The organism is Terasakiella brassicae, from assembly GCF_014641495.1.
In the GTDB taxonomy this organism is placed as follows: Bacteria; Pseudomonadota; Alphaproteobacteria; order Rhodospirillales; family Terasakiellaceae; genus Terasakiella; species Terasakiella brassicae.
Map to the genome: position 1 here is coordinate 37,307 of NZ_BMHV01000008.1, position 24,368 is coordinate 61,674.

Annotated in this window: 21 protein-coding genes; 10 read left to right on the forward strand and 11 right to left on the reverse strand. The window is 49.3% G+C overall.

Annotation, left to right across the window (positions count from 1 at the left end; translation table 11 throughout):
* Window positions 1-30 precede the first annotated feature (30 nt).
* Genes IEW74_RS07025 through IEW74_RS07055 form a run of 7 tightly spaced genes read right to left on the reverse strand, consistent with a single transcriptional unit; the run spans window position 31 to window position 6,726 of the window.
* Window positions 31-1,374 (reverse strand): class I SAM-dependent RNA methyltransferase, encoded by a 1,344-nt coding sequence (locus IEW74_RS07025; protein WP_188663161.1) that lies wholly within the window; start codon window positions 1,372-1,374, stop codon window positions 31-33.
* A gap of 3 nt (window positions 1,375-1,377) precedes the next feature.
* Window positions 1,378-1,962, reverse strand: coding sequence for an ABC-type transport auxiliary lipoprotein family protein (locus tag IEW74_RS07030; RefSeq protein WP_188663163.1), 585 nt, complete (start codon window positions 1,960-1,962; stop codon window positions 1,378-1,380).
* 21 nt (window positions 1,963-1,983) lie between these two features.
* Window positions 1,984-2,952 (reverse strand): MlaD family protein, encoded by a 969-nt coding sequence (locus IEW74_RS07035; protein ID WP_188663165.1) that lies wholly within the window; start codon window positions 2,950-2,952, stop codon window positions 1,984-1,986.
* Window positions 2,939-3,778, reverse strand: coding sequence for an ABC transporter ATP-binding protein (locus IEW74_RS07040; protein ID WP_188663167.1), 840 nt, complete (start codon window positions 3,776-3,778; stop codon window positions 2,939-2,941). The genes IEW74_RS07035 and IEW74_RS07040 overlap by 14 nt, the downstream gene beginning before the upstream one ends.
* Window positions 3,775-4,593 carry an MlaE family ABC transporter permease gene (locus IEW74_RS07045; protein ID WP_188663169.1) on the reverse strand — a complete coding sequence of 273 codons (819 nt, stop codon included), beginning with the start codon at window positions 4,591-4,593 and terminating at the stop codon, window positions 3,775-3,777. The genes IEW74_RS07040 and IEW74_RS07045 overlap by 4 nt, the downstream gene beginning before the upstream one ends.
* Before the next feature lie 28 nt (window positions 4,594-4,621).
* Window positions 4,622-4,957, reverse strand: coding sequence for an STAS domain-containing protein (locus IEW74_RS07050; protein ID WP_188663171.1), 336 nt, complete (start codon window positions 4,955-4,957; stop codon window positions 4,622-4,624).
* Window positions 4,954-6,726: a SpoIIE family protein phosphatase gene (locus IEW74_RS07055; RefSeq protein ID WP_188663173.1), complete on the reverse strand. Its 1,773-nt coding sequence runs from the start codon at window positions 6,724-6,726 to the stop codon at window positions 4,954-4,956. Before IEW74_RS07055 ends, IEW74_RS07050 begins: the two co-directional genes overlap by 4 nt.
* A 203-nt stretch (window positions 6,727-6,929) precedes the next feature.
* Here IEW74_RS07055 and IEW74_RS07060 point away from each other — a divergent pair, with 203 nt between their 5' ends.
* On the forward strand, window positions 6,930-8,768 hold the full coding sequence (locus IEW74_RS07060; RefSeq protein WP_188663175.1) for a GGDEF domain-containing protein: 1,839 nt from the start codon (window positions 6,930-6,932) through the stop codon (window positions 8,766-8,768).
* An 83-nt stretch (window positions 8,769-8,851) separates the two neighbouring features.
* The gene (gene pap, locus IEW74_RS07065; RefSeq protein ID WP_188663177.1) at window positions 8,852-10,390 is read left to right on the forward strand and encodes a polyphosphate:AMP phosphotransferase; all 1,539 of its coding nucleotides are present in this window, start codon (window positions 8,852-8,854) and stop codon (window positions 10,388-10,390) included.
* A 16-nt stretch (window positions 10,391-10,406) separates the two neighbouring features.
* Here pap and IEW74_RS07070 read toward each other — a convergent pair whose 3' ends face one another.
* The gene (locus IEW74_RS07070; protein WP_188663179.1) at window positions 10,407-10,667 is read right to left on the reverse strand and encodes a 4a-hydroxytetrahydrobiopterin dehydratase; all 261 of its coding nucleotides are present in this window, start codon (window positions 10,665-10,667) and stop codon (window positions 10,407-10,409) included.
* A gap of 121 nt (window positions 10,668-10,788) precedes the next feature.
* Here IEW74_RS07070 and IEW74_RS07075 point away from each other — a divergent pair, with 121 nt between their 5' ends.
* Complete coding sequence (locus IEW74_RS07075) at window positions 10,789-13,209, forward strand: ATP-binding protein (RefSeq protein WP_188663181.1); 2,421 nt, start codon at window positions 10,789-10,791, stop codon at window positions 13,207-13,209.
* 1 nt (window position 13,210) lies between these two features.
* Here the strand turns inward: IEW74_RS07075 and IEW74_RS07080 are convergent, their stop codons facing one another.
* Window positions 13,211-13,702 carry an SH3 domain-containing protein gene (locus IEW74_RS07080; RefSeq protein WP_229734266.1) on the reverse strand — a complete coding sequence of 164 codons (492 nt, stop codon included), beginning with the start codon at window positions 13,700-13,702 and terminating at the stop codon, window positions 13,211-13,213.
* Between the two features lie 174 nt (window positions 13,703-13,876).
* On the opposite strand from IEW74_RS07080, the gene IEW74_RS07085 reads away from it, so the two are divergent.
* Entirely contained in the window at window positions 13,877-14,863 is a 987-nt protein-coding gene (locus IEW74_RS07085) for a 2-hydroxyacid dehydrogenase (RefSeq protein ID WP_188663185.1), read from the forward strand.
* Between the two features lie 260 nt (window positions 14,864-15,123).
* Here IEW74_RS07085 and IEW74_RS07090 read toward each other — a convergent pair whose 3' ends face one another.
* Complete coding sequence (locus IEW74_RS07090; RefSeq protein ID WP_188663187.1) at window positions 15,124-15,684, reverse strand: gamma-glutamylcyclotransferase; 561 nt, start codon at window positions 15,682-15,684, stop codon at window positions 15,124-15,126.
* 169 nt (window positions 15,685-15,853) lie between these two features.
* On the opposite strand from IEW74_RS07090, the gene IEW74_RS07095 reads away from it, so the two are divergent.
* The 6 genes from IEW74_RS07095 (at window position 15,854) to purL (ending at window position 23,240) form a co-directional block, all read left to right on the forward strand.
* The gene (locus IEW74_RS07095; RefSeq protein WP_188663189.1) at window positions 15,854-17,812 is read left to right on the forward strand and encodes an acetoacetate--CoA ligase; all 1,959 of its coding nucleotides are present in this window, start codon (window positions 15,854-15,856) and stop codon (window positions 17,810-17,812) included.
* Between the two features lie 154 nt (window positions 17,813-17,966).
* Window positions 17,967-19,109, forward strand: coding sequence for an HD domain-containing phosphohydrolase (locus IEW74_RS07100; protein WP_188663191.1), 1,143 nt, complete (start codon window positions 17,967-17,969; stop codon window positions 19,107-19,109).
* 115 nt (window positions 19,110-19,224) lie between these two features.
* On the forward strand, window positions 19,225-19,992 hold the full coding sequence (gene purC / locus IEW74_RS07105) for a phosphoribosylaminoimidazolesuccinocarboxamide synthase (RefSeq protein WP_188663193.1): 768 nt from the start codon (window positions 19,225-19,227) through the stop codon (window positions 19,990-19,992).
* A 65-nt stretch (window positions 19,993-20,057) separates the two neighbouring features.
* Complete coding sequence (gene purS / locus IEW74_RS07110) at window positions 20,058-20,297, forward strand: phosphoribosylformylglycinamidine synthase subunit PurS (RefSeq protein ID WP_188663195.1); 240 nt, start codon at window positions 20,058-20,060, stop codon at window positions 20,295-20,297.
* Window positions 20,298-20,361: 64 nt separating this feature from the next.
* Window positions 20,362-21,051: a phosphoribosylformylglycinamidine synthase subunit PurQ gene (gene purQ, locus IEW74_RS07115; protein ID WP_188663197.1), complete on the forward strand. Its 690-nt coding sequence runs from the start codon at window positions 20,362-20,364 to the stop codon at window positions 21,049-21,051.
* Window positions 21,048-23,240 (forward strand): phosphoribosylformylglycinamidine synthase subunit PurL, encoded by a 2,193-nt coding sequence (purL, locus tag IEW74_RS07120; protein WP_188663199.1) that lies wholly within the window; start codon window positions 21,048-21,050, stop codon window positions 23,238-23,240. Before purQ ends, purL begins: the two co-directional genes overlap by 4 nt.
* Before the next feature lie 147 nt (window positions 23,241-23,387).
* Here purL and IEW74_RS07125 read toward each other — a convergent pair whose 3' ends face one another.
* On the reverse strand, window positions 23,388-24,272 hold the full coding sequence (locus tag IEW74_RS07125; protein WP_188663201.1) for a hypothetical protein: 885 nt from the start codon (window positions 24,270-24,272) through the stop codon (window positions 23,388-23,390).
* Window positions 24,273-24,368: the final 96 nt, after the last annotated feature.

Here is a 24,368-nt window from a genome sequence, read left to right on the forward strand (position 1 = left end):
TTTTTGAGTAAAGAGAATGGCGGTGATTTTTTATTTGGGGGCTTTTCTGAAAATAGCCGCGACTTCAACGTGATCCGACCATGTGAATTGATCAACAGGCATCACCCGTTCAAGCGTATAACCACCTTCGATCAGGGCGACAGCATCCCGCCCGAAGGTGGCCGGATTACAGGAAATCGCGATGATGACGGGAATGTTGCTTTCGGCCAAAAAACGGGCTTGTTCACGGGCACCGGCACGGGGTGGATCAAACAGGATTGCGTCGAATTTGGACAGTTCCTTACCCATTAAAGGCTGACGATCCAGATCGCGGACTTCTGTTGTGATGCGCCCGCCTAAACCTGCGCGGCCGGCGGATAATTCCAGTGCTTTCAGGGCGGGGGCGTGACTTTCAACCGCATGCACAATACCGACTTTTGCCAAGGCGAAGGTGAAACTGCCGCACCCGGCATAAAGATCAAGAATTTTTTTCTCGTTCCTTAGGGCGGATAAGGCAAAATCAACAAGGGCGACTTCGCCTTCTTTACTGGGTTGCAGGAAAGGACTTGTGGGCAGTTCAACCAACGCATCGCCGAATTGTGTGGTGACTGCGCAACGCTGGATGATGGTTTCCGGTGTGCCTTTGCCGTCTTGTTGCCAGGACAGGCGACCAATATTGTGTTTTTCTGCAAATGTTACCAGATGTTGATGGGCCTTTAATTCCATTGGGCCGGGCAAGGCAAGAACGATATCGGCGGCTTCGCCGGGATAATTGACGATGATATCGCCGCGACCTTCACGTTTCATAATTAAGGGCATCAAATCGCGCAGGGCGCTGATCAGCGCATTCAACGGATCGGTTAGTAACAGACAGTGGTCGATTTCTTCAATCCGGTGGCTGCCTTTGGCATTGAAACCAAAAATAATCTTTTTGCCTTTTTTCATAACGGCGAAAGAGGCACGTCTGCGGCAATTGGGGCCAACGAGAACGGGTTTATCCAGATTGATGCTGATTTGACTGCGTTTCAGGATATCGGCAACTTTGTGACTTTTCCACTGGGCGTAGGTTTCCGGGTCGATATGTTGCAGGTTGCAGCCGCCACATTTGGTATAATGCGGGCAGGGGGCTTCAATGCGGTGTTCACTTGGGGTGATGATTTCGCTGATTTCACCGACATAGTCATTTTCGCGTTTACCGGTGATGCGGACTTTTAAGACATCGCCTTCTGCGCTATAGGGGACGTAATAACCGTGCCCGGTGTCGTCTTTGCCCATCCCATCGCCTTTTGTACCGATGCCGAAGATGGTAACTTCCATCGGATCTTTAGGGAGGGACGGTCCTTGCGGTTTGGCACTATGACGTCCACGGCGGCGTTGAATGGGCGGTTTGGGCACAGGTTATCTCACATCATTGAGGAATTGCGTATAGATATCGGACAAGGCCCGATTGATCGTTTCGACGCTACCATGCACACCTTCCCCGGTTTGTGCAAGCGCGCGTTTGTAGGTCTTGAGAACCAGTATCTTATCGTCGGCGACTTGTTTTAATCCGATTTCCAGTTCAACAACGACTTTGGGGTCCCCGGAAAGGTCGCGTTCCAGCCGTTTGATTTTGCCGGTTAGAAGGTAGTCTTCATTCATGCGCAATTCCGGTGTGACGACATGGGTGGCGAGACCGGCCTTGCGCAAAAAAGTAACCATTGCGTCCTGCAAAAGATCGACCGGCGGTTCCACCCAGAAATGGTAATGATATTCAGACAGATGCCCATGACCTTCGCTATAGGCAATCGGACGACCGGAAATCAGACCATCCGCGCGAAATCGTTCAACTTCCAACACACCGTTGAGTTTCAGTTCACCGGCGCTGGGTGGGGTTATTTCTAATCTGTAATAATGATCCTGGGGCAGTTCCGGTTGTGTGCAGGCCGATAAGATCAGGGCGGTTGCGCCGATGATCGTGCCTGTCAGAAAATGCTTTCTCATAATGATCTTCTCCCCTGCCTTTTATTCTGCCCGGTCTTTGGGCGGTGTGCCCCCAAGCAATAACCCCGGATTTTGTCGGATATGACGGCTGAATTCATACATATTTCGGCTGGTGCCTTCAAGGTTCTGTGAAATTGTATCAATATGGCGGGCCAGCGTTTCCATAACAAAGCGCAAATCGGAAATGGCTTTTTCCATTTCCGGTTTGCCGTTGGTCACCATGCTATCCATATTGGTCATCATATGATCGGCTTTTTGCAAGGATGATCCGATTTGACCCAGTTCGGTGATGGTTTGATTGATCTTTTCGCGATTGGATGCAGATAAAATCTGGGTGAGTTCATTGCCTGAACTGTTGAGATCCTGACTGAAACGGGTCAGATTATCCGCAATTTCAGGCGTGCGTGTGCCGATTTGATCAAGAATACCTTTTAACTGTTTCGCCATGTCATTGCCGTCTTCTGCCAGCAAGATTGCAGCACTGTTGACGGCGGTGTTCAAATTCAGCAAAAGGGGACGGACATCGCTTTCCATCAGGGAACTGATTTGTTCCGCAAGCGAGGACATGGCGGCAAAAAGATCGGCATTTTCAACACCGCTGATATTATCCCCGGGCTTAAGCGGTATTTTGCTGGTGCCGGCACGAATGTTGATGGTCAGGGCGGAGAGTAAACCGGCTGAGGATACAGCGGCAATACTGTCATCCGGGATATCCCAACCTTCAGCAATGCTCATTTCAATTTTAAAACGCATCCGCCCGTTGTGTTTTTCGGGAATGATTTGTTCAATCTGCCCCACCGGATAGCCTTCATAGACGACTTGCGTGCCAAATTTCAGGCCCTGCACTTTTGCGTAATAGGTGTAGTAGGTATCGACCACCCCCGTGCGACCACTTAAAAGGGCAACGGCAATGATCAATGACACAATACAGGCGATGACAAAACTGCCAACGATCATATAGTTCATCTTGGCGTTTTTAAGGGCGCTCATGTTGTCTGTCCTCTCCGGTTAGGCGACGAAGATAGGCGTCGGGATCGAGTTCTTCTTCCTCAATACGTCGATTAAGCAGATTTTGAATGCGGGTATTGTCGCAATTTTTCATTTTTTCCGGTGTATCAATCATCAAAATATGACCGTGATCCAGCATGGTAATACGATCGGCAATGCGAAAGGCGCTGTCCAGTTCGTGGGTGACGACGACGATGGACATGCCCATTGCATCGCGCAGACGCAGGATTAATTCATCCAACTGGGCGGCAACAACCGGGTCAAGCCCTGCGCTGGGTTCATCAAAAAATAATAATTTAGGGTCCATAATAATGGCGCGGGCAACGGCGGCGCGTTTCAGCATTCCGCCGGAAAGTTCGCTCGGGGTCAAATCTTCAAAGCCCGCCAGATCGACCACTTCCAGTTTCATACGCGCCATGATGTCCATTGTGAATTCATCCAGATCGGTATGTTCGCGCAATGGCAGTTTGATGTTTTCGCCAACGGTCATGGAACTGAATAAAGCACCGCCCTGAAAGGCAACGCCGATTTTTCTGCGCAGGGCATAAGTGTCTTTAAGACCAAGATCGGCGATGTTTTTTCCCAGAAGTTTCATGGTGCCGGATGTGGCGTGTTCCAGACTCATTAAATGGCGCAACAAGGTGGATTTACCGGAACCCGATCCCCCCATAATGACCATGATCTCGCCTTCGCGCACATCCATTGAAATCCCCTTGAGGATCATACGTTCGCCATAATGGGTGACGAGATCTTCCACTTCGATGACTTTGGGGCGTGCGAGTAACTCTGCTTCTGTCGGTTTTGTCATCGTGTCACCATGAAGGCAAACAGCATATCGGTCAAAACGATGGCTGAAATGGATTGAACAACCGCGCGGGTGGTGACTTTGCCCACCCCTTCGGCCCCGCCGCGTACCCCGGCGCCGTTGGCGACCCCGATGACGGCGATCAAGATGGCAAAAAGCACACTTTTTCCCAGCCCATGCATAACATCATCCACGCGCAGCCATTCAAAGACCTGATCCCAATAGGCGGCAAGGCTGACCCCCAAATCAAGGGAGACATAGATCCCGGCCCCCAATAACCCGATCACATCGGAAAAGAACGTCAGGCAAGGCACCATGATCACCATCGCCAGTAAGGCCGGTGCGACAAGAAAGCGCACAGGATTAATCCCCATGACGGAAAGGGCATCGACTTCCTGATTGATGTTCATAATTCCGATGCGCGCGGCCAGTGCCGAACCGGATCGTCCTGCCACCAAAATTCCGGTAATCAAGGGGGCAAATTCCCGCACAACGGAAAAAGCAATGCCGATGGTGACATGGCTTTCGGCCCCGAAAATCCGCATGGTATAGATGCCCTGAATGGCCAGCATCATACCAACCGTAACCGCCAACATGGCAACAATGGGAATGGCGCGGATGCCGGTTTCCATCATTTGTGCGAACACGGATTGCAGGCGAACGGGCTGGCCCATGGATTTTCCCATGAAGGCCCAATAGAGGCTTTCCCAGATCAAAGAGGCACAATAGCCGATTTCGGACACACCGATCAGGGTGGTCCGTCCGACATCCTCTATTTTTTTTGCAACCGGGCTTTGTTCAGCCTCTTGTTCGCTCATGTTTCATTATCCCCGAAAAGACGGCCCTCTAGCTGTTGAGTGAACGTACAGCATCGTCAATTGTCGCCTGTATTGTAAAGACTTTATCCAGTCGTGCCAATTGTAGAACGCGCATGGCGCTGTCTGAAATGGCGGCCAGAACAAAACCAGAGCTGTTGCGCCGACTGGTTTGATAGGCTTCGACCAGACTGGCAATGCCGGAACTGTCGATATAGGCAACGCCGTTCATACCGACGATGACGGATTTGCCGACATTGACGTGTTTCAACAAATTTTTGCGCAAAGTGGGCGAGGTTTCCAGATCCACTTCGCCGTCCAGTTCGAAAATGACAATGTCGTTTACTTCTTTTGTCTCTATTTTCATTGTTTGGATGTGCCCTTTTTGTTTACATCGATATTTTTAACCAGTCTCAGCAAGTTACCCTCGCCTTGGGTGGGGCGTAAATACTGGACATCGTCCATAACTTCCTGAATAAGATGCGTGCCCAGCCCGCCGGGGCGGATATCTTCCAAGTTGCGCGGTTTGATAAAACCGGGCGGGACCATAGGTGCGAAATCACGCAGGCGAAAGACCAGCCGACCGGGGCGTTGACGCACCGTCAGTTCAATTTCTTCATCGCTGGGACCACCATAAGCATGGCGGATCACATTTTGGCAGGCTTCATCGACGGCTAAAACGATATCGCTTGTGTCCGTTTCGTTACAGCCGACCTTTTGACAGGATTCGCGCACACAAGCGCGGGCCAGTTTCATCCAGCCGGGGCGTGCGGGGAATTTGAAATCAATCAACCAATCCCCGTCTTGTTCGGCGCCATGGTCTGTTTCGTTTTGTCCGACCTTGGTTTCGCTGTCATGGACGGGGCGCAAGGCATCGGTCAGGGCGAGAACGGTCACGTCATCGCGCAGGGCGCTGGGGTCAGGGGAAACGGCTTCGACTAGCCGGTCCAATTGGGTGGTTAAACTCTCATGGGCATATTGTCGCAAGATGTGTTGCACACCTTCTGCTTCCAAGGGATGTCCTGTCAGGGTGTAGCCTTCGGTCAATCCATCGGTATAGATATAAAGCGATCCACCTTGCGGGAAGACTTGCACCTCGTCATAGGCACCATCTTCGCCGGGTAGGGGCGGAACGATCCCCAAGGGCGGACCATCTGCGCCATAGGTTTTGAAGGTGTCGTTCTGAAATAACAGGACGGGTTCGTGACCGGCATTGGCCAGACGGATTAAACCTTCGCACCCCGGGCGGGGATCATAAATACCGGCAACCATCGTGACGAACATACCATGTGTCGCCGTTTCACAAAGTTCGGCGTTGATGCGGCCCAACAGTTTACCGGGATCACGAACCGTTTTGCCCAGACATCGAAACAGCGAAGCTGTTTTTGACATCAGCAGGGCGGCATTAATCCCTTTGCCAGAGACATCGCCCAGTCCAAAATAAATACGACCATCGGGAAGCTTGAAATAATCAAAGAAATCACCGGAAACTCCACGTGCGGCCTTGTTGATGCCGAAAATAGTGTCGCCTGCCTCGTGCGCATCAGGGAGAAAACGGCGTTGAATTTCAGCGGCAAGTTCCAGCTCGCGTTTCACCCGTTCCTGTTCGACCAAGGCGCGTGCCATGCGGGCGTTGATAACGGCAAGAGCAGCCGATGAGGCGAGGGTTTCCAAGACTTTCAGGTCTGTTTCATCGAACAGCTCGTCGGCTTTTTTCTTATTGACCAGTTCAATCGCGCCAACGCAGCGGTCTTTGACGCTTAAGGGTGCGCAGAGAATGGATTTGGTTGTGAAACCGGTTTGATCATCGACCGCCCCATAAAAATCGGGGTCGTTTTTAACATCGCGCACCAAGGCACCTTGGTTGCTGGCAACGGATTTTCCAACGATCCCTTGACCGTATTCCAGTTTAAGCCCGGTGATTTCCGTTGCACCGTAACAGGCGACACAGGTGATGATTTGGGTGGCTTCGTCCATGAGAAAGACCGCGCCGCCTTCAGCATTCATATAATTCGTAATTTCGCACAGGGCATTGCGCAGGGTTTCGTCAACATTCAGCGTGTTGGCGAATTGAGCAGTCATGTTGGCCAGCAGGCTGACCTGTCTGTCGATGCTAAAAGCTATCGATTCGTTCAACTTCGTTTCCATATGCATACTATGACCGGATTATTTGTAAACGCAAAGGATAAGTTTAAGGCCTTTATGCACGTAAAGTCCGAGTCTCGTGATTGTTCTGTTTCAGATTTATTATAGTCCTGTGACAACGTGGGTTACGCAATTGACCTTGGCTTCTAGATCGCTTTCTTTGCAGGTATGGAAGAAGGCTTAACGAGGCTCCCTTGGACTTTACAAATAACCATAACCCAGAACCGCTGATGTTTGATTTTGACGATATTGCCCCTATGGGGCATGAAGACCCTACCTTTGAGGCAAAGGCATATTTGGAACTTGCAAAAAGCGAGATTGATTACGCTTTTCAACCGATTGTGGATATCAATAACGGAACTGTGTTTGGTTATGAGGCCTTGTTGCGCGGGCATGAAAAACTTGGCGTTTCCAGCATTTTTGAAGTTTTTGATCGCGCAGAAGAACTGAAAATCCTGCATCGTTTCGATATGATGATGCGGTCCCTTGCGATTACGAAATATGCCGCTTTGCCCCGCTCCAGCCGAACCAAACTATTTTATAATTTGGATAACCGCATTATCGCATCACCTGATTATTTTAGGGGGGGAACTAAGGCGTTATTGCGTGAAGTCGGTTTGCCGCCATCTGCCCTTTGTCTGGAAATATCGGAACGTCATGAAGTATCCATGAAACAGGCGGCGCAAAACCTCGCCCTTTATTATGATGAAGACTACAGTACGGCGATTGATGATTTTGGGGCCGGTTATTCAGGACTGAAACTGCTGCATGAACATCATCCGGATTTTATCAAGATCGACCGATCCTTTATCAGTGGCATTGAAAAAGACAAAAAGTGCAAGCTGATGGTCGCGACTATTGTAGACTTGGCTCATGTGCTGGGGATTTTTGTTATTGCCGAGGGGGTGGAAACCGAAGCCGAGCTTGTGATTTGCAAGGAAATCGGTTGTGATTTGGTGCAAGGCTATTATGTGGAAAGACCGCAAACGGAAATCGGCTCTTTAAAACTGCAATATACCAGTCTTGTGCATGTCGGGCGGCGAAAATCTCAGGAAAAAGATCACGATACACAGATCATTTATGAACAGATCGAATATCGCCCGCCTTTGAAGGTGACGGATACAATGGATACGGTCTTTGAAGCCTTTCGCCGTAACAAGGAGATGACCTTCTTCCCCGTGGTGGATGAAAGCGGCAGTCCGCTGGGCATCATTCGGGAACATATGTTGAAGGAATATGCCTATTCCCCGTTTGGTAAGGATTTGATCGCGAACCGGGGAACCGGATTGACCTTGCGTAAGTTTATCAGTCCGTGCCCGATGGCTGATGTCCAATCTGGGACACAGACGATTTTGGAAAATTTCAGTCTGTCGGAAAGCCCGGACGGAATCATTCTGGTGAAAGAATTCAGCTATCTTGGTTTTCTATCGGCAGGCTCTTTATTGCGTGTGATTAATGAAAAGAACTTGGCACAGGCCCGTGATAGCAGCCCGCTGACAAAACTGCCGGGGAATTCGTCCATTGCCAATTTTGTGACACAAGCCTGTAGTGATAAAAATAGCCAAAGTGTCCTTATTTATCTGGATTTGGATAACTTTAAGGCCTTTAATGACGCCTATGGGTTCCGTCAAGGTGACCGTGCCATTATGTTGTTTGCGGAATTGATGCGCAAAAAATTCGAACGTGACGATGTTTTTCTCGGTCATGTCGGCGGCGATGATTTTTTTATCGGTGCGGAACAATCCTACACAGGAGATGTAGACCGGGAGGTGGCCGATCTCTTGGCCAATTTTGCCCGCGATGTGGAAAGTTTCTATGACGCAGAAGCCCGGGAACAAGGTTTTCTGGAAGGCAAGGACCGTCATGGGGAAGTTCGGCGTTTCCCCTTGATGAGTTGCAGTGCCGCCGTGGTGCATTTAACGGCGGGGCGTGAAGAAAACACCCCCAGTTTTGAAAATCTGGATGTTGTTCTGGCAAAATTGAAGAAAGAAGCAAAAGGCAACGATAGTCATATCGCATTTTATCGCTTTTAGCCTATTCAATCATTTGCGCATGTATGTCCAATCCGTTACTCTTTTTTTCGTGAACAGGGAATTATGAGGTAACGGAGGGGCATATGTTTGAAACGGCTGAATTGGGACGTTCGATCCCGAAGAAGGAATTTGAAGAACAAGTTGAAAGTTTACGGACTGAATTGTTGGCGATCCAGCAGGATTTACGACAATACGACTTTCCCGTCATTATTGTCATGGCCGGTGTGGATGGCGCAGGCAAAGGGGCAACGGTTAATCTGTTAAATGAATGGATGGATTCGCGCTGGATCGATAACAATGCCTATGTCCGCCATAGCGATGAAGAGTCGGAGCGTCCCCGTTATTGGCGGTATTGGCGCGATTTACCGGCAAAAGGCAAGATCGGCATTTTCCTGAGCTCCTGGTACAGTTCGCCGTTTCTGGATCATGTGTATGACAAAATTAGCAAAGCTGAATATGACGAAAGACTGGACCGGATCAAAGCGTTTGAAAAAACACTGGCCGATGATGGCGCGTTGATTTTGAAATTCTGGATGCATTTGGGCAAGGATGCACAGAAAAAGCGCCTTAAAAAATTGGAAAAAGACGAACTTCAGGCGTGGCGGGTCAATGAAAGTGACTGGGAACATTGGCGCATGTACGATAAATTTATCGACAGCGCCGAGCGTCTGATCATGCGGACATCCAAGGGTCATGCACCTTGGTCGATTGTGGAAGGGGCAGATGGCCGTTACGGGTCGTTGACGGTTGCGCAGCAAATTCGCGATGCGATTGTTCGCCATGCCGCCCTGCGAACTTCGCAAAAAGAAGCCTTGGTTCAATTGGCGAAAAAGGATCAGGCGATAAAAAAAGCCCCTGAGGAAAAAATCAACAAGGATGCCCCGATTGAAACCTTGCCTTATCCAACAGTTCTCAGCCGCTTGGATATGTCTTTGACGGTTGAAAAAGAGGCATACAAGACGGAACTCAAATCCCTGCAGGGCCGCCTCAGTCAACTGGCGCGCAAGGCCACGGAACGCGGCGTATCGACCATTCTGGTCTTTGAAGGATCAGATGCGGCAGGCAAAGGCGGCAATATCCGGCGTATTATCTCGGCACTGGATGCCCGCAGTTATAAGGTTTTGCCCTTTGCCGCGCCCAATGATGAAGAACGGGCGCATCATTATTTGTGGCGGTTCTGGCGTCATATGTCTCGCGCCGGTCGCCTGACGATCTTTGATCGTTCATGGTATGGACGGGTTCTGGTTGAACGTTGCGAAGGGTTTGCGCGCGAGGATGAATGGCGCCGTGCCTATGGTGAAATTGTCGATTTTGAAGACCAAATTGTTGATCATGGCACGGTCTTGTTGAAGTTCTGGATCCATATCGACCCGGACGAACAGCTTGCGCGTTTCAAGGCGCGCGAGGTCACGCCGTGGAAACAATGGAAGCTAACGGATGAGGACTGGCGCAACCGGGAAAAATGGCCGCAATATGAGGAAGCGGTCAACGATCTGGTTGAAAAAACCAGTACATCGAATGCGCCGTGGACCTTGGTGGAAGGCAATGACAAAAAACATGCCCGTCTTAAGGTCTTGCGCACAGTTTGCAACGCGTTGGAAGCGCGCCTGCAAGATAAATAGAACCTTTGTGGACGGGCTAGTCAACGAGCCCGTCCATAAATTTTGCCAATTCGATATCTTTTTTGCTGACCCCGTTCGTATCGTGGGTGGTGAGTGTCACCTCGACCCGGTTATAGACGTTGAGCCATTCCGGGTGATGGTTCATTTTTTCGGCCTTAAGGGCAACTTGGGTCATAAAGGCAAAGGCTTTCATAAAATCATCAAATTGAAAGCAGCGTGAAATAGCATCACGCCCGTCAACGTATTGCCAGTTTTTAAGTTCGGAAATATCCTGCATTATTATGGACCTCCTTGATGGGTTTTATATGGGGTTTGTTTTGCGTCTTTGCAAAAAAAGAGTACTATAATTACATAAAAACAAGCCGTTGAGGCTGAATTTAAATAAAAGGGGATGCAGGATGAAAGCACTGAAACGTCAGGATCTTTATCGGGTCTGCGACCCTTCTCTGTTTGATTTTGAAACAACAGATGAGTTAGACGATCTGGATCATTTCGTGGGGCAGGATCGCGCCTTGCAGGCGGCTAAATTCGCCTTTGGGATGAAAGGGCGTGGTTATAATCTGTTTGCCTTTGGTCCACATGGAACAGGCAAAAGTTCTTTGGTGCGCCGTCTGTTGAACGAACGTGTCAAGAATATGGGCGTGCCGCGTGACTGGGTTTATGTCAATAATTTTGATGCCCCGCATAAACCGCGCGCGCTGGCGTTTGAAGCGGGTAAAGCGCGTGTCTTTGCCGATGCGATGGTGCAATTGGTCGATGATTTGAAAGCTACGATCCCCCAGGCGTTTGAAAAAGACGAATATCGTCAACGCCGTGATGCGTTGGAAGCGAAGTTCAAAGGAATTCAAGACAAGGCGTTTGGGGATTTTCAGGAACGGGCCGAGGCACAAAATGTCGGTTTATTGCGCACCCCGACCGGATTTGCCTTGGTTCCCTTAAAAGAAGGTACAATTCTTAAGCCCGATGAGTTCAAGGCATTGAGCGAGGAAGAGCAAGAGAAACATAAGCAGGCAATTGATATCTTTCAGGAAGAACTGGAACAAATCGTCGAAGAATTACCGCGTATGGAAAAAGAGTATCGCGTCAGTGTGCGTGATTTAAATCGCGAGGTCACACAATTTGCGGTGCGTCATCAGATTATGGAATTGCGCAAAAACTTTTGTGATCACGATGGTGTGCAATCTTATCTGGATGCGGTGGAAGCCGATGTCATTGAAAATGCCGATGATTTTCTGCCGGAAGAACAAGCCCCGCAAGTCCCCGCCGTGGCGGCAATAATGGGGGGCGGGCAAAGGGATTTTCGCCGTTATGAGGTCAATGTCATCGTTGATTATGCGACCTGTGATGAAAAAGGCTGCCACGTGGTGGAAGGCGCCCCGATTGTAGAAGAAGACCACCCGACCCTGCCCAATATGGTTGGACGGGTGGAAACCGTTTCTATGTATGGTACGGCGATGACTGATTTTACCTTGATCAAGGCCGGTGCGCTTCATAAAGCCAATGGGGGATATTTGATCGTCGATGCCCATAAAATTCTGACCCAGCCTTTTGCATGGGAGGCTTTGAAACGTATTCTCCATACCGGGCGTATCCGTATTGAGTCAGCGGCGGAAAGTTATGGTGTTGGCCCGACGATGATGCTGGAACCGGAACCGATCCCGCTGGATGTAAAGGTCGTAATGATCGGGGATGCGCAAATTTATTATCTACTGAACCATCTGGATCCTGATTTCCACGAACTGTTTAAGGTTGCTGCTGATTTTGACGATCAAATGGAACGCAATGATAACAGCATGAAAACCTATGCCCAGTTGTTGGGGACATATGTCCGTCAGGAAGGACTTGCCCCGCTGGACGCCAGTGGCGTTGCCCGCATTGTTGAACAAGGGTCGCGTTTTTGTGAAGATAGCGAACGCTTAACCACGCACATGGCAAGTATTGTCGATCTGGTCCGCGAGGCGGATTACTGGATGCGTGAAGATGGGGCCAAGGTCATTTCGCGCAGGCATGTGGAACGGGCCATTGATGCCAAGGTTTATCGGTCCGATCGTATTCGGGAACGGATTCTGGATGAAATTCATCGCGGCACCATTCATATTGATACGGATGGCGAAGTGGTTGGACAAATCAACGGTCTCGCTGTTTTGCAGTTGGATCATTTTATGTTCGGCAGGCCATCGCGTATTTCCTGCACCGTGCGTATGGGACGTGGGGAGATTGTGAATATCGAACGCGAAGTCGCCTTGTCCGGCCCTCTTCATTCCAAAGGGGTTTTGATCCTGACCTCTTTCCTTGCACAACGTTTTGCCAAAGACCGTCCACTGAGTTTGACGGCCAATATCGTGTTTGAACAATCCTATTCCAATATCGACGGGGACAGTGCTTCATCGACGGAGCTTTACAGTTTGCTATCTGCCTTGGCCGATGTGCCGATTCGTCAATCTTTGGCTGTGACCGGATCGGTTGATCAATATGGTCATGTGCAGGCGATCGGTGGGGTGAATGAAAAGATCGAAGGATTTTTCGATGTTTGTATGGCGCGGGGATTAAATGGTAAACAAGGGGTCTTGATCCCGCAAGATAACGTGAAACATTTAATGTTGCGCGCCGATGTGGTCGATGCATGTGAACGGGGCGATTTCCATATTTATCCGGTGGACACCATCGATCAGGGGATCGAACTTTTAACCGGAATACCGGCTGGTGAGATGGATGAAAATGGTCAATATCCAATCGGCACGATTAATCGGTTGGCGGCTGTCCGGTTAAAAACCTTCAACCGCCGCTGGTTTGAAATGACGCGTGCCAGTTCCGGTTGAGTTATTTGAGGCTTTCTTCGGAATAGACACCCCAGAATTCGGCTTTGCGTAACCAGCCTTCATAGCCATCCGCATCGATTTTGCACCAGGTTGTGCCTTGCGGGCATTCCAGCAAGCGTGCGATGACGCCTTCTTCCAGTCGTGCTGAAGGCGAAGCTGATGTTTTGGGTTCGCGCCGTAAGGTGCGTAAATCCCCCATCACAATGACGCTGCGTTTTCCCGACAGCATCCCTTGATGGACCCAGCCTTGCGTGCCTTGCCAATCGCGAATTTTGCGCCATGTGTCATATTCGGCAACCACTTCAACAGGAAGGTTGCGTTTTTTATAAACCCATTCCACCGGATAACGCACACCCGGTCCGGCGCGTAAATTAACCTCGCCTGCGCGCAATGTCACAAAGCGGGGAAGGGGAAGCCCCGAGCCGCTTCTGGCCTGCGCAACCGCAGAAGAAACGCCCAATACGATGAGGCTTATCAGCAGAATTGAAGTCATTAGTTTTTTGCTGTTCATGGTAAAAACGTTCTTTTGTCGAAAAAAAGGTGAAAAAGTTACGAGTCCACTGTACCAATGAAATAGTTGACGTATTATAAACGTTCTTGAAAAAAATTGCCGTGGCCCTTAAAAATTGAGGGCAAATTAGAAAAAAGTTCCCAGGGGAAGGAAACCATGGTTCAAAAAAAACCCGTTGTTATCGTAACACGTAAATTACCGGATGCCGTCGAAACACGCATGATGGAGCTGTTTGACGCCCGTCTGAACGTGGACGATACACCGATGAGCAAGACAGAATTGATCGAAGCGGTGAAAGAAGCCGATATCCTTGTTCCCACCCTGACGGATCGAATCGATGCTTCCGTTTTGGCGCAATCGGGTCCGAATCTGCGCTTGATTGCAAACTTCGGGACAGGGATCGATCATATCGACCTGAAATCGGCGCGCCAACGCGGCATTACCGTTTCCAATACGCCCGGTGTTTTGACCGAAGATACCGCCGATATGACAATGGCGCTGATTTTGGCTGTACCGCGCCGTATTGTGGAAGGCGTGCAACTGATTGAGGGTGACGAATGGGAAGGTTGGGCACCGACTTCCATGCTGGGGCACCGGATTAATGGCAAACGTCTCGGCATCGTCGGGATGGGCCGGATCGGTCAGGCCGTGGCCCGCCGTGCGCAAGCCTTTGGCATGTCCATCCACTATCACAACCAGCACCGCGTTCACCCGGATCTGGAAAACGAATTACAGGCGACCTATTGGGAAAGTCTGGATCAGATGTTGGCCCGTATGGATGTCATCTCCGTCAACTGCCCGCATACACCGGCAACCTATCACCTGCTGTCGGCCCGTCGTTTGAAGCTGATGCAAAAACATGCTTACATCATCAATACCGCGCGTGGCGAAGTGCTTGATGAACCGGCCTTGATCCGCATGCTGGAAAAAGGGGATCTGGCAGGGGCTGGCTTGGACGTGTTTGAGAATGAACCGGCGATCAATCCGAAACTGCGCAAGATGAAAAATGTGGTTCTCCTGCCGCATATGGGCTCTGCCACCATCGAAGGCCGCTTGGATATGGGCGAAAAAGTCATCATCAATATGAAAACATTTATTGATGGTCATACACCGCCGGACCGTGTGATCGATGCGTTCTATTGATCTCTATGAGATGTGATAAAAGAAAAAGCCCTCTTCCATTGTGGAGAGGGCTTTCCGGTTATTGACAAAGCCTCCAAACTGTCATCCCCGACCCTGATCGGGGATCCATCTTTGTCCAATGAGTAACATCTAATCCATTGATTTTAAATGTATCCCGCATCAAGTGCGGGATATTTTTTGATTGGCAAGTTATCCAAAACACTTTGTCAGCAGTCTGAAAACCTTCTTCCATGCGGAGAGGGCTTTTTTCAGATCTGGGGTTAAATCCCTGCACCGGCTTCGATAATACCGGTGAGATATTCGACTTTTTTCAAAAGTTCATGCAGATGAGGATCGGCATAGCCGTTGGCCTCAAGCTCGCGCACGCTATTGATCAAATAGTCGCGGTTCAAGCCGGTTTTGCCTTCTGCCTGCATAATAACCTCGGCGGCTTTATCCAGTCCCAGATCCCCGGCATAAAGTGCGTGGCTCGGGTCGGCAACGAAGGTGTAAGCCTCAATTTCTGTACCGCAATCAAGCAAGACCGGTAAAGTTGCCGCCTGATAGGCATAGCCGCAAAGTTCACGTTCTGTCAGATAGGCGACAACGGCGTCTTTTTGTTCAAGGCTGATGCGAAAGGCAACGCCGCGACAATCGGCGTCTTTTTGCGGGTCCAGTCCTAAGACGAGGCCGGGGCGGTCCGGTGTTCCGCGATAATAATGGGAATAGACACAAAAAGACCGGTTGTACCCGTGCAGGGTTGCGGGTTCGGCTTTTTCAAATGAAAAGCCCGGTCGCCACATCAGTGATCCATAGCCGAAAACCCAAAAATCTTTCTGCATGTGATGTATCCCCTTTCCCTCGGTCTTAAAGAGCGTGGACTGAAAAGGCAAGGTTAGAAAATGGTTTCGGAAGAAATCAAATATGATAATTTTACACTTCTTAAATTTCTGTCGGCGCATTTTCTGCTAACATACGCCCAAAATTTCATTTAACAGAGAGACTTTTACAATGAATGCCTGCCTTTGGACCCCGTCTGCGGATCGTATCGATGCCTCAAACCTGAAAGCCTTTATGCAACGTGTAAATGAGGATTGGTCCGTTGATCTTCAAGATTACGATAGTTTGCATGCCTTTTCGATTAACGAGCGGGAGAAATTCTGGACAAGCATTCGGGATTTTGCAGGACTAAAAGCCCAAACATGGGGGGAGCGGGTTCTTGTCGATGGTGACAAGATGCCGGGGGCGCGGTTCTTCCCGGAAGCAAAGATCAATTTTGCTGAGAACCTGTTGCGCAAAAATGATGGGTCTGAAGCACTGGTGTTCTGGGGTGAAGATAAGGTCAAACGGTCTTTAAGCTGGCAAAGCCTGAATGAAGAAGTGTCCGTCTTTGCACAAGCTTTGCGACATATGGGTGTGAAAAAAGGCGATCGCGTTTGTGCTTTCATGCCCAATATGCCGGAAACGATTGTTGCCATGCTGGCGGCGACCTCCATTGGGGCAACATGGTCGTCTACATCACCTGATTTCGGTGTGAACGGGGTTTTGGACCGTTTCGGTCAAATCGAACCGACTGTTCTGGTTGCGGTTGAAAGCTATTACTACAACGCTAAATCACATGATTGCCTGTCAAAAGTTCAGGAAATTGTTGATCAACTCCCAACATTGGAACGTTGTGTCATCGTCCCTTATACGCGGGAAAATCCGGATATTTCAGCGGTTGATAAAGCCGTTCTTCTGGATGATTTTGTGGCTGAATTCGACCCGAAAGAAATTGAATTTGAATATGTGGATTTCAATCATCCACTTTACATTATGTTTTCATCCGGCACGACAGGGAAGCCGAAGTGTATTGTGCATGGAACGGGCGGAACCCTGCTGAAACAGGTCAGCGAACATCTGCTGCATTGTGATAATGGGGATGGGTCGCGTGTTTTCTATTTCACCACATGCGGTTGGATGATGTGGAACTGGTTGGTGGCGGGCTTGGCGGCCGGATCAACCTTGCTGCTGTATGATGGGTCACCGTTTTATCCGAACGGCAATATTTTGTTTGATTTTGCCGATGCCGAAAAAATGACCATGTTTGGCACGTCTGCAAAATATATTGATGCCTTGAATAAAGCAGATTTGAAGCCCAAAGAAACACACGATCTTTCCAGTGTTCTGTCCATGACATCGACAGGCTCGCCTTTGGTGGCGGAAAGTTTTGATTATGTTTATGACGCAATCAAGGATGATTTGCATTTGGCCTCCATTTCCGGGGGGACGGATATTTTAGGGTGTTTCGTTTTGGGCAATCCGATTGCCCCGGTTTATCGTGGTGAAATTCAATGCCGGGCGTTAGGCATGGCGGTTGAAACGTTTGATGATGATGGCAAGCCGATCACAGGTGATAAAGGCGAACTGGTCTGTACCAAAGCATTCCCGTCCATGCCGATTGGGTTTTGGAACGACCCGGACAATGCGCGTTACAAAGCCGCCTATTTTGAAAAGTACGACAACATCTGGTGCCACGGCGATTTTGTTTCGATTGATAAGGAAACCGGCGGGATCGTGATTTATGGTCGATCGGATGCAACCTTGAATCCGGGCGGCGTTCGTATTGGGACGGCTGAAATTTATCGCCAGGTCGAAGCCTTGCCAGAAATTCAGGAAAGTATCGTGATCGGGCAAGACTGGAAAGGGGACGTGCGTGTTATCCTGTTTGTCGTTATGAAAGGGGATAACGTTTTAACTGAGGACTTAATCACAACGATCAAGTCCAAGGTGAAAACCGGCTGCACCCCGCGACATGTCCCGGCCAAAGTAATCCCGGTGAAAGATATTCCGCGCACAAAATCCGGTAAAATTACCGAATTGGCTGTGCGTGATGTGGTTCATGGGCGGGAGGTCAAAAATAAAACCGCACTGGCAAACCCGGAAGCGTTGGATCTTTACAAGGGTATTGCTCAATTGCAGGAAGACTAATTGCGGACGACACCACGCCTTTATAATCTTTTTACGAATATAAACTACAGGTTTTAGTTTCTTGTTGAAAAATTCATTTTTTCTGATTCAAATGTAGAAGAGAAAACCTATATACTATTTTCCGATAAACGGAATTTAAGGGCGTGGTGCGCATATGGACATGTCAACTCAGGAAGGGGCGGGAATTGCAAAAAGCAATAAGACCGATATCTTTCTTATTTCAGGCAACACCAAACATCTGCGTGATGTGAGTGAGGCACTGAAGTCCTTTTATATTGTGCATGCCTTTCAGGATGTGAACGAGATTTCAGAAGCGTTGCATGCTTTTCATCCGACCGCGATTATTGTGGATGAAGAACTGGCATCCGGTGGTGGTGGTTTGCGCTTTATTCAAAGTCTGCGAACTGTAAAGGTTTTGAGCTTGATCCCGGTTGTTTTTACAGCCCGCAAAGGGGCGCTGGAACAAATCAAGGCCAGCAAGACCATGCCCTTGGTGCGTACTTTGGTCAAACCTTATCTGTTCAGTGCCTTGTTGAAGGCCATTTCCGATCAGGTGAATGCACATGTCGAGTCGCAATGGGAAACCTTGCAACCTGTGCAAAAGGCAGCGTTGGAAAATACGTTATCGTCTTTTAATTCGGTTGCAGACCTGATCGCAGAAGGAAAACCCTTACCCTATAATGACATTCAGGATAGCTGCACCCCTTTGGTCACGGCCATTCAAAGCGGCAGTTACAAAGAGTTGCTGGCTGGGGTGAAGGGGCATGACAACTATTCCTACGTTCATTCTTTACGTGTGGCGACATTTTTGACCCTGTTTGGCGATTTTCTGGGGATCAAAGGCGATGATATGAAGATTCTGGCGACCGGGGGCGTGTTACATGATGTCGGTAAAATGATGATCCCGCATCAGGTACTTAATAAACCGGGTAAATTGAATGATGATGAATTGGTCGTTATGCGCTCTCATGTGACGGAAACCATCAGTTTTTTGGAGAATACCCACGGTATCCCACGCGGTGTTGCGATTATCGCAGGCCAGCACCATGAAAAAATTGATGGGACGGGCTACCCTTATGGTCTGAAGGGGAAAGAACTGAACGAGCTGGCGCGGATGGCCTGCATTATCGATATTTTCAGTGCTTTAACGGATCGGCGTTGTTACAAGGACCCCATGACCCCGGTGGAAGCCATGAAGATTATGGAAGGCATGGGCGATGGTCATCTGGACCGTCATTTCCTGACCTCTTTCAAAGAGCTTTTGCTGGATGCGGCAAGTGAAGGCGATTTGCATTAGAGCCTGAGCCGGAATAACCTTAAGATAATTCGAAATTGCCGTCTTCTACCATTGCCCCACGCGTTGAGTCCTGCTATAGGAAGGCCACATTTTCCATAAAGCAGGATTGATTGCCATGGCACGTCGTCGCCAGATTTATGAAGGCAAGGCGAAGGTACTTTTTGAAGGACCGGAACCGGGGACCATCGTTCAGTATTTCAAGGATGATGCGACTGCGTTTAACGCAGAAAAAAAAGGCACCATCACAGGTAAAGGCGTGTTGAACAACCGCATTACCGAATATGTCTTTACCAAACTCGCCGATCTTGGCATTCCGACCCATTTCATTCGCCGTTTGAATATGCGCGAACAGCTGGTACGCCAGTGTGAAATTGTGCCGTTGGAAGTTGTCGTGCGCAACATCGCAACCGGATCATTGACCAAACGTCTGGGGATTCAGGAAGGTACGCGCCTGCCGCGCTCCATCGTTGAATATTATTACAAGGACGATGCGCTGGGTGACCCGCTTGTGTCAGAAGAGCACATCACCGCATTTGGCTGGGCCAACCCGATGGAACTTGATGAAATGACAGGCATGGCCCTGCGCATCAATGATTTCCTGTCCGGTATGTTTGCCGCAATCGGTATTCAGCTTGTCGATTTTAAGGTCGAGTTTGGTCGTATTTACGAACAGGATCAGGTTCGTCTGATTTTGGCGGATGAATTCAGCCCGGACAACTGCCGTCTGTGGGATGCCGAAACCGGCGAGAAGATGGATAAAGACCGTTTCCGCCAGGATCTTGGCGGGGTGGGCGAGGCCTATCAGGAAGTGGCGCGCCGCCTTGGGATCGAGCCGGAAGGCGATGGACCGGGCGATCATAAAGGCCCGGATACCGTTCAATAATTTACCCAAGGGTTTCGCACCGATCGTGCGGGACCCTTCTTTCGTTCAGATGAAGGAAAAGCACAGTGAAAGCTAAAGTCCACGTGACCCTTAAAAATGGCGTACTCGATCCGCAAGGAAAAGCGGTTGAGCATGCACTTGGTACCCTCGGTTTTGCCGGTGTTGGTGAAGTTCGTATCGGTAAATATATCGAACTGGAACTGACCGATGCGGCAGAAAAGTCCAAAGAAAATATCGAAAACATGTGTAAGCAACTGCTGGCGAACACCGTGATCGAAAACTTTGACGTTGAAATCGTCGAGTAAGAGACAGACGTCACCCGCAACAGGTTGCGGGACCGAGTGACAATGAAGGGAAAGGGGTCTTTCAATGAAAGCCGCCGTAATCGTTTTTCCGGGTTCAAACTGTGACCGTGACATGATGGTCGGGATTGAACATTCCTTGGGCCGCAAGCCCGAGATGGTCTGGCATAAAGAAACAGAATTGCCGGATGTTGATTTTATCGCTGTACCGGGCGGGTTCTCCTATGGGGATTACCTGCGTTGTGGCGCGATGTCCGCCCATTCACCGATCATGCGCGAAGTGGTGAAAAAAGCCAATCAGGGCGTACGCGTTCTGGGCGTGTGCAACGGTTTCCAAATCTTGACCGAAGCCGGCCTGCTGCCGGGTGTTTTGATGCGTAACGCCAAGCTGCGTTTCATCTGTAAAGATGTCCACCTGAAAGTGGAAAACGCCGAAACGGAATTTACCAACAAATACAGTGCCGGTCAGGCAATCCGTGTCCCCGTGGCCCATCACGATGGCAATTTCTTTGCCGATGATGAAACATTGGCGGCCCTTGAAGGTAACGGTCAAGTTGCGTTCCGTTACTGTGATGCGGCGGGCAATGTAACCGATGAAGCCAACATCAATGGATCGCGAAACAATATCGCGGGTATTTTGAACGAAAAGAAAAACGTGCTCGGTATGATGCCGCACCCGGAACGCCTGTGTGATACACAGTTGGGCGGGACAGACGGCAAGCCGATGTTTGATGCACTTGTGGAGGCGCTGTCATGAGCGAGATCACACCGGAAATCGTCGCTGAACACGGCCTGTCTGCAGACGAATGGAAGCTCTGCCTTGAGATCATGGGGCGTGAGCCGAACCTGAACGAGTTGGGTATTTTCTCCGTCATGTGGTCGGAGCATTGTTCCTATAAATCCTCTAAAAAATGGCTGAAAACCTTACCGACCGAAGCGCCGTGGGTCATTTGCGGGCCGGGGGAAAACGCCGGTATCATTGATATTGGTGATAATCAGGCCATTATTTTCAAGATGGAATCGCATAACCACCCGTCCTATATCGAACCCTATCAAGGTGCGGCAACCGGGATCGGCGGTATTTTGCGCGATGTTTTCACAATGGGCGCGCGTCCCATTTGTAACCTGAATGCGCTGCGTTTTGGTGAACCTGACCATGAAAAAACCCGTCACCTTGTGTCCGGTGTGGTCGAAGGGATCGGTGGGTATGGCAACTGCGTTGGCGTACCGACGGTTGCTGGCGAATGTGAATTCCACAAATCCTATAACGGTAACAACCTTGTTAACGCGATGGCTGTCGGTTTGGCGGATGCGGATAACATCTTCTATTCGGCGGCTGCAGGTGTGGGCAATCCGGTTGTCTATTTCGGTTCTAAAACAGGCCGTGACGGTATTCACGGTGCGACAATGGCGTCCGCTGAATTTACCGAAGACAGTGAAGAAAAACGTCCTACCGTACAGGTCGGTGATCCGTTTACCGAAAAACTGTTGATCGAAGCGACACTGGAATTGATGAAGACAGGTTCTATCGTTGCCATTCAGGATATGGGCGCGGCAGGTCTGACATCTTCATCTTTTGAAATGGCGTCGAAAGGCGGCGTGGGTGTGGAACTGGAACTTGATCAGGTTCCCATGCGCGAAGAAGGCATGACCCCGTACGAACTGATGCTTTCTGAATCACAGGAACGTATGCTGGTGATCCTGAAGCCGGGTATGGAAGATGTTGCCAAGGCCGTGATGGATAAATGGGACCTTGAATTTGCTGTGATTGGTAAGCTGACTGATACAGGCAACATGGTTCTGAAATGGAATGGTGAAGTCGTTGGTGACCTGCCGATTGACCCGTTGGCACTGGCGTCCCCTGAATATGACCGCCCGTGGGTGAAAACCGAACGTCCAGCAGAAGTTAAGGCCGCTGATGTGGAAAGCAATGTGGGCCGCATTGACGCGTTGAAAACCTTGATTTCCCATCCCAACATGGCGTCCAAACGCTGGATTTGGGAACAGTACGACCATATGGTTATGGGCGATACCGTGGGCCGTCCGGGTGGGGATAGTGCGCTTGTCCGTGTACATGGCACCAACAAAGGTGTTGCCGTGACATCCGATTGTACGCCGCGTTATTGTTACCAGGATCCGTTCGAAGGCGGCAAACAGATCGTTGCGGAAACCTATCGTAACATCACGGCTGTGGGCGCTGTGCCGATGGCGGTGACCGACAACCTGAATTTCGGCAACCCCGAACGCCCGGAAATCATGGGCCAGATCGTTGGTTGTATCGAAGGGATCGGTGAAGCCTGCCGTACGTTGAACTATCCGATCGTGTCCGGTAACGTGTCGTTATATAACGAAACCAACGGCACCGGCATTTTGCCGACCCCGACTTTGGGGGCTGTCGGTTTGATCCAGAATATTGATGATGCGGCCAGCGTTGCCTTCAAAAAAGAAGGTCAGGCAATTGTTGTTCTGGGCGAAACCACAGGCTGGTTGGGTGCGTCACGTTATCTGGAAGTTCTGTGTGGTCGCGAAGAAGGTGCGCCGCCGCCGGTCGATCTGGATCAGGAACTCAAAACAGGCAACTTTGTTCGTGAACAAATTCTGGCAGGTGTTGAAACTTGTCATGATATTTCAGACGGTGGTCTGGCGGTTGCACTGGCGGAAATGGCAATGGCTGGCAACATCGGTTGCAGCGTTGACATCCCGGCAAACGTGGATCAGGCCTATGCATGGCTGTTTGGCGAAGATCAAGGCCGCTACATCGTTACAATCGATGCGGATAAAGCGGGTGAGTTTGTGATCAAAGCAGGCGAAGCCGGCGTGGTTGCCAATATCATCGGTCAAACCGGTGGATCAGACGTGGTACTGGGTGGTGAAAGCGTTAGCGTCGCCGAACTGAAAGACCTGCACGAAAGCTGGATGCCGACCTATATGGCGGCTGGCGAATAAGCTGTTTTTTTCTGTCCATACCTAAAGAAAAAGGTCTCTGCGTTATCGGCAGGGACCTTTTTTTTGCGTCATTCCCGACTTGATCAAGAATCCATTTTTTTAAAAAAGCTATTGATTGTATTGCTAAAAATCAAATTTAAATTATTGTTAGTTTTGTCCATGCCCTAATACAGCTTTGATTCTATAGTAAAGCTTCTCTTTTAACTCTTCTACTTCTTCCCACATAATACAGTTGTATTGGCGAATATCGAAATGCAAATCATCCAAATGGTTTTTTCGGCAGGTCCAGAAAACCGGAATGTCTCGTCCCAAGGCATATCCAGCTTCGAAATAAACACCGCCTCTATGTCCTGTGAAATCTGCAACGATGAATTTTGATGCTTGTATATGCGTAATGATTTGATCGTCAATTTTGTCAATATGATCCACACGATCAATTCTGATAGGTTCGTAACCAGCTTGTTCGATTGCTGCGGCTAGTCCGTTTTCAAAAATATCATTCATATTTGTATCAAACCACATGGCGACAAAAGCTTTATTTGATAGCTGGATATTGGACTTTTTAAGCTCGTCATATCGAATGTGTCCTGCATCAGACACTGTATAATGCTGCTCACTTTCTTTTTCTAATAGTCCTTGTTTGACAAGAAAATCGCAAAGCCGCCGAACTTCACGATTATCTAATGAGTAGCTTGCTGCAATGTAACGTTTGTCAATTGCATCAATCTTAACATCTAACGCTGTTACATCATTTAATGCTTCCAATAGAATTTCGTCAGCTCTTTGGCGAAGTCCTGGAATTGGCAATTTTAGTATGTTTTCGAGTTGAGTATCTCCCCTCTTGAAATCAGGGTGACGTTGTTGTTGGTTTTCTTTTTTAATCCAGCCTGAAATTTTACGCCTATCGTCATCAGTTAGGTGGTGAAAGTAAGGCGAAAATACTGTGAAGTGACCACAGCAAGGACAGTCGTATTTTTGTGAGAAGGTGTCACCAGTAGGTGTTATTGCAGATTGGCAGATTGGACAGTTCATATGCGTTCCATATTAATAGAAATATTCCTTTTGGAAAAAGAATCTAAATTTATTTCCTTTGGTTGTAAATTAAAAATATTTTGCCTCTTAATGAAC

Excerpts from the sequence above, each read along its gene's own strand:
- IEW74_RS07030 (WP_188663163.1), bottom strand. The coding sequence starts at position 1,962 with ATGAGAAAGCATTTTCTGACAGGCACGATCATCGGCGCAACCGCCCTG.
- IEW74_RS07035 (WP_188663165.1), bottom strand. The coding sequence starts at position 2,952 with ATGAGCGCCCTTAAAAACGCCAAGATGAACTATATGATCGTTGGCAGT.
- IEW74_RS07040 (WP_188663167.1), bottom strand. The coding sequence starts at position 3,778 with ATGACAAAACCGACAGAAGCAGAGTTACTCGCACGCCCCAAAGTCATC.
- IEW74_RS07045 (WP_188663169.1), bottom strand. The coding sequence starts at position 4,593 with ATGAGCGAACAAGAGGCTGAACAAAGCCCGGTTGCAAAAAAAATAGAG.
- IEW74_RS07050 (WP_188663171.1), bottom strand. The coding sequence starts at position 4,957 with ATGAAAATAGAGACAAAAGAAGTAAACGACATTGTCATTTTCGAACTG.
- pap (WP_188663177.1), top strand. The coding sequence starts at position 8,852 with ATGTTTGAAACGGCTGAATTGGGACGTTCGATCCCGAAGAAGGAATTT.
- IEW74_RS07070 (WP_188663179.1), bottom strand. The coding sequence starts at position 10,667 with ATGCAGGATATTTCCGAACTTAAAAACTGGCAATACGTTGACGGGCGT.
- IEW74_RS07075 (WP_188663181.1), top strand. The coding sequence starts at position 10,789 with ATGAAAGCACTGAAACGTCAGGATCTTTATCGGGTCTGCGACCCTTCT.
- IEW74_RS07080 (WP_229734266.1), bottom strand. The coding sequence starts at position 13,702 with ATGACTTCAATTCTGCTGATAAGCCTCATCGTATTGGGCGTTTCTTCT.
- IEW74_RS07085 (WP_188663185.1), top strand. The coding sequence starts at position 13,877 with ATGGTTCAAAAAAAACCCGTTGTTATCGTAACACGTAAATTACCGGAT.
- IEW74_RS07090 (WP_188663187.1), bottom strand. The coding sequence starts at position 15,684 with ATGCAGAAAGATTTTTGGGTTTTCGGCTATGGATCACTGATGTGGCGA.
- IEW74_RS07095 (WP_188663189.1), top strand. The coding sequence starts at position 15,854 with ATGAATGCCTGCCTTTGGACCCCGTCTGCGGATCGTATCGATGCCTCA.
- IEW74_RS07100 (WP_188663191.1), top strand. The coding sequence starts at position 17,967 with ATGGACATGTCAACTCAGGAAGGGGCGGGAATTGCAAAAAGCAATAAG.
- purC (WP_188663193.1), top strand. The coding sequence starts at position 19,225 with ATGGCACGTCGTCGCCAGATTTATGAAGGCAAGGCGAAGGTACTTTTT.
- purQ (WP_188663197.1), top strand. The coding sequence starts at position 20,362 with ATGAAAGCCGCCGTAATCGTTTTTCCGGGTTCAAACTGTGACCGTGAC.
- purL (WP_188663199.1), top strand. The coding sequence starts at position 21,048 with ATGAGCGAGATCACACCGGAAATCGTCGCTGAACACGGCCTGTCTGCA.
- IEW74_RS07125 (WP_188663201.1), bottom strand. The coding sequence starts at position 24,272 with ATGAACTGTCCAATCTGCCAATCTGCAATAACACCTACTGGTGACACC.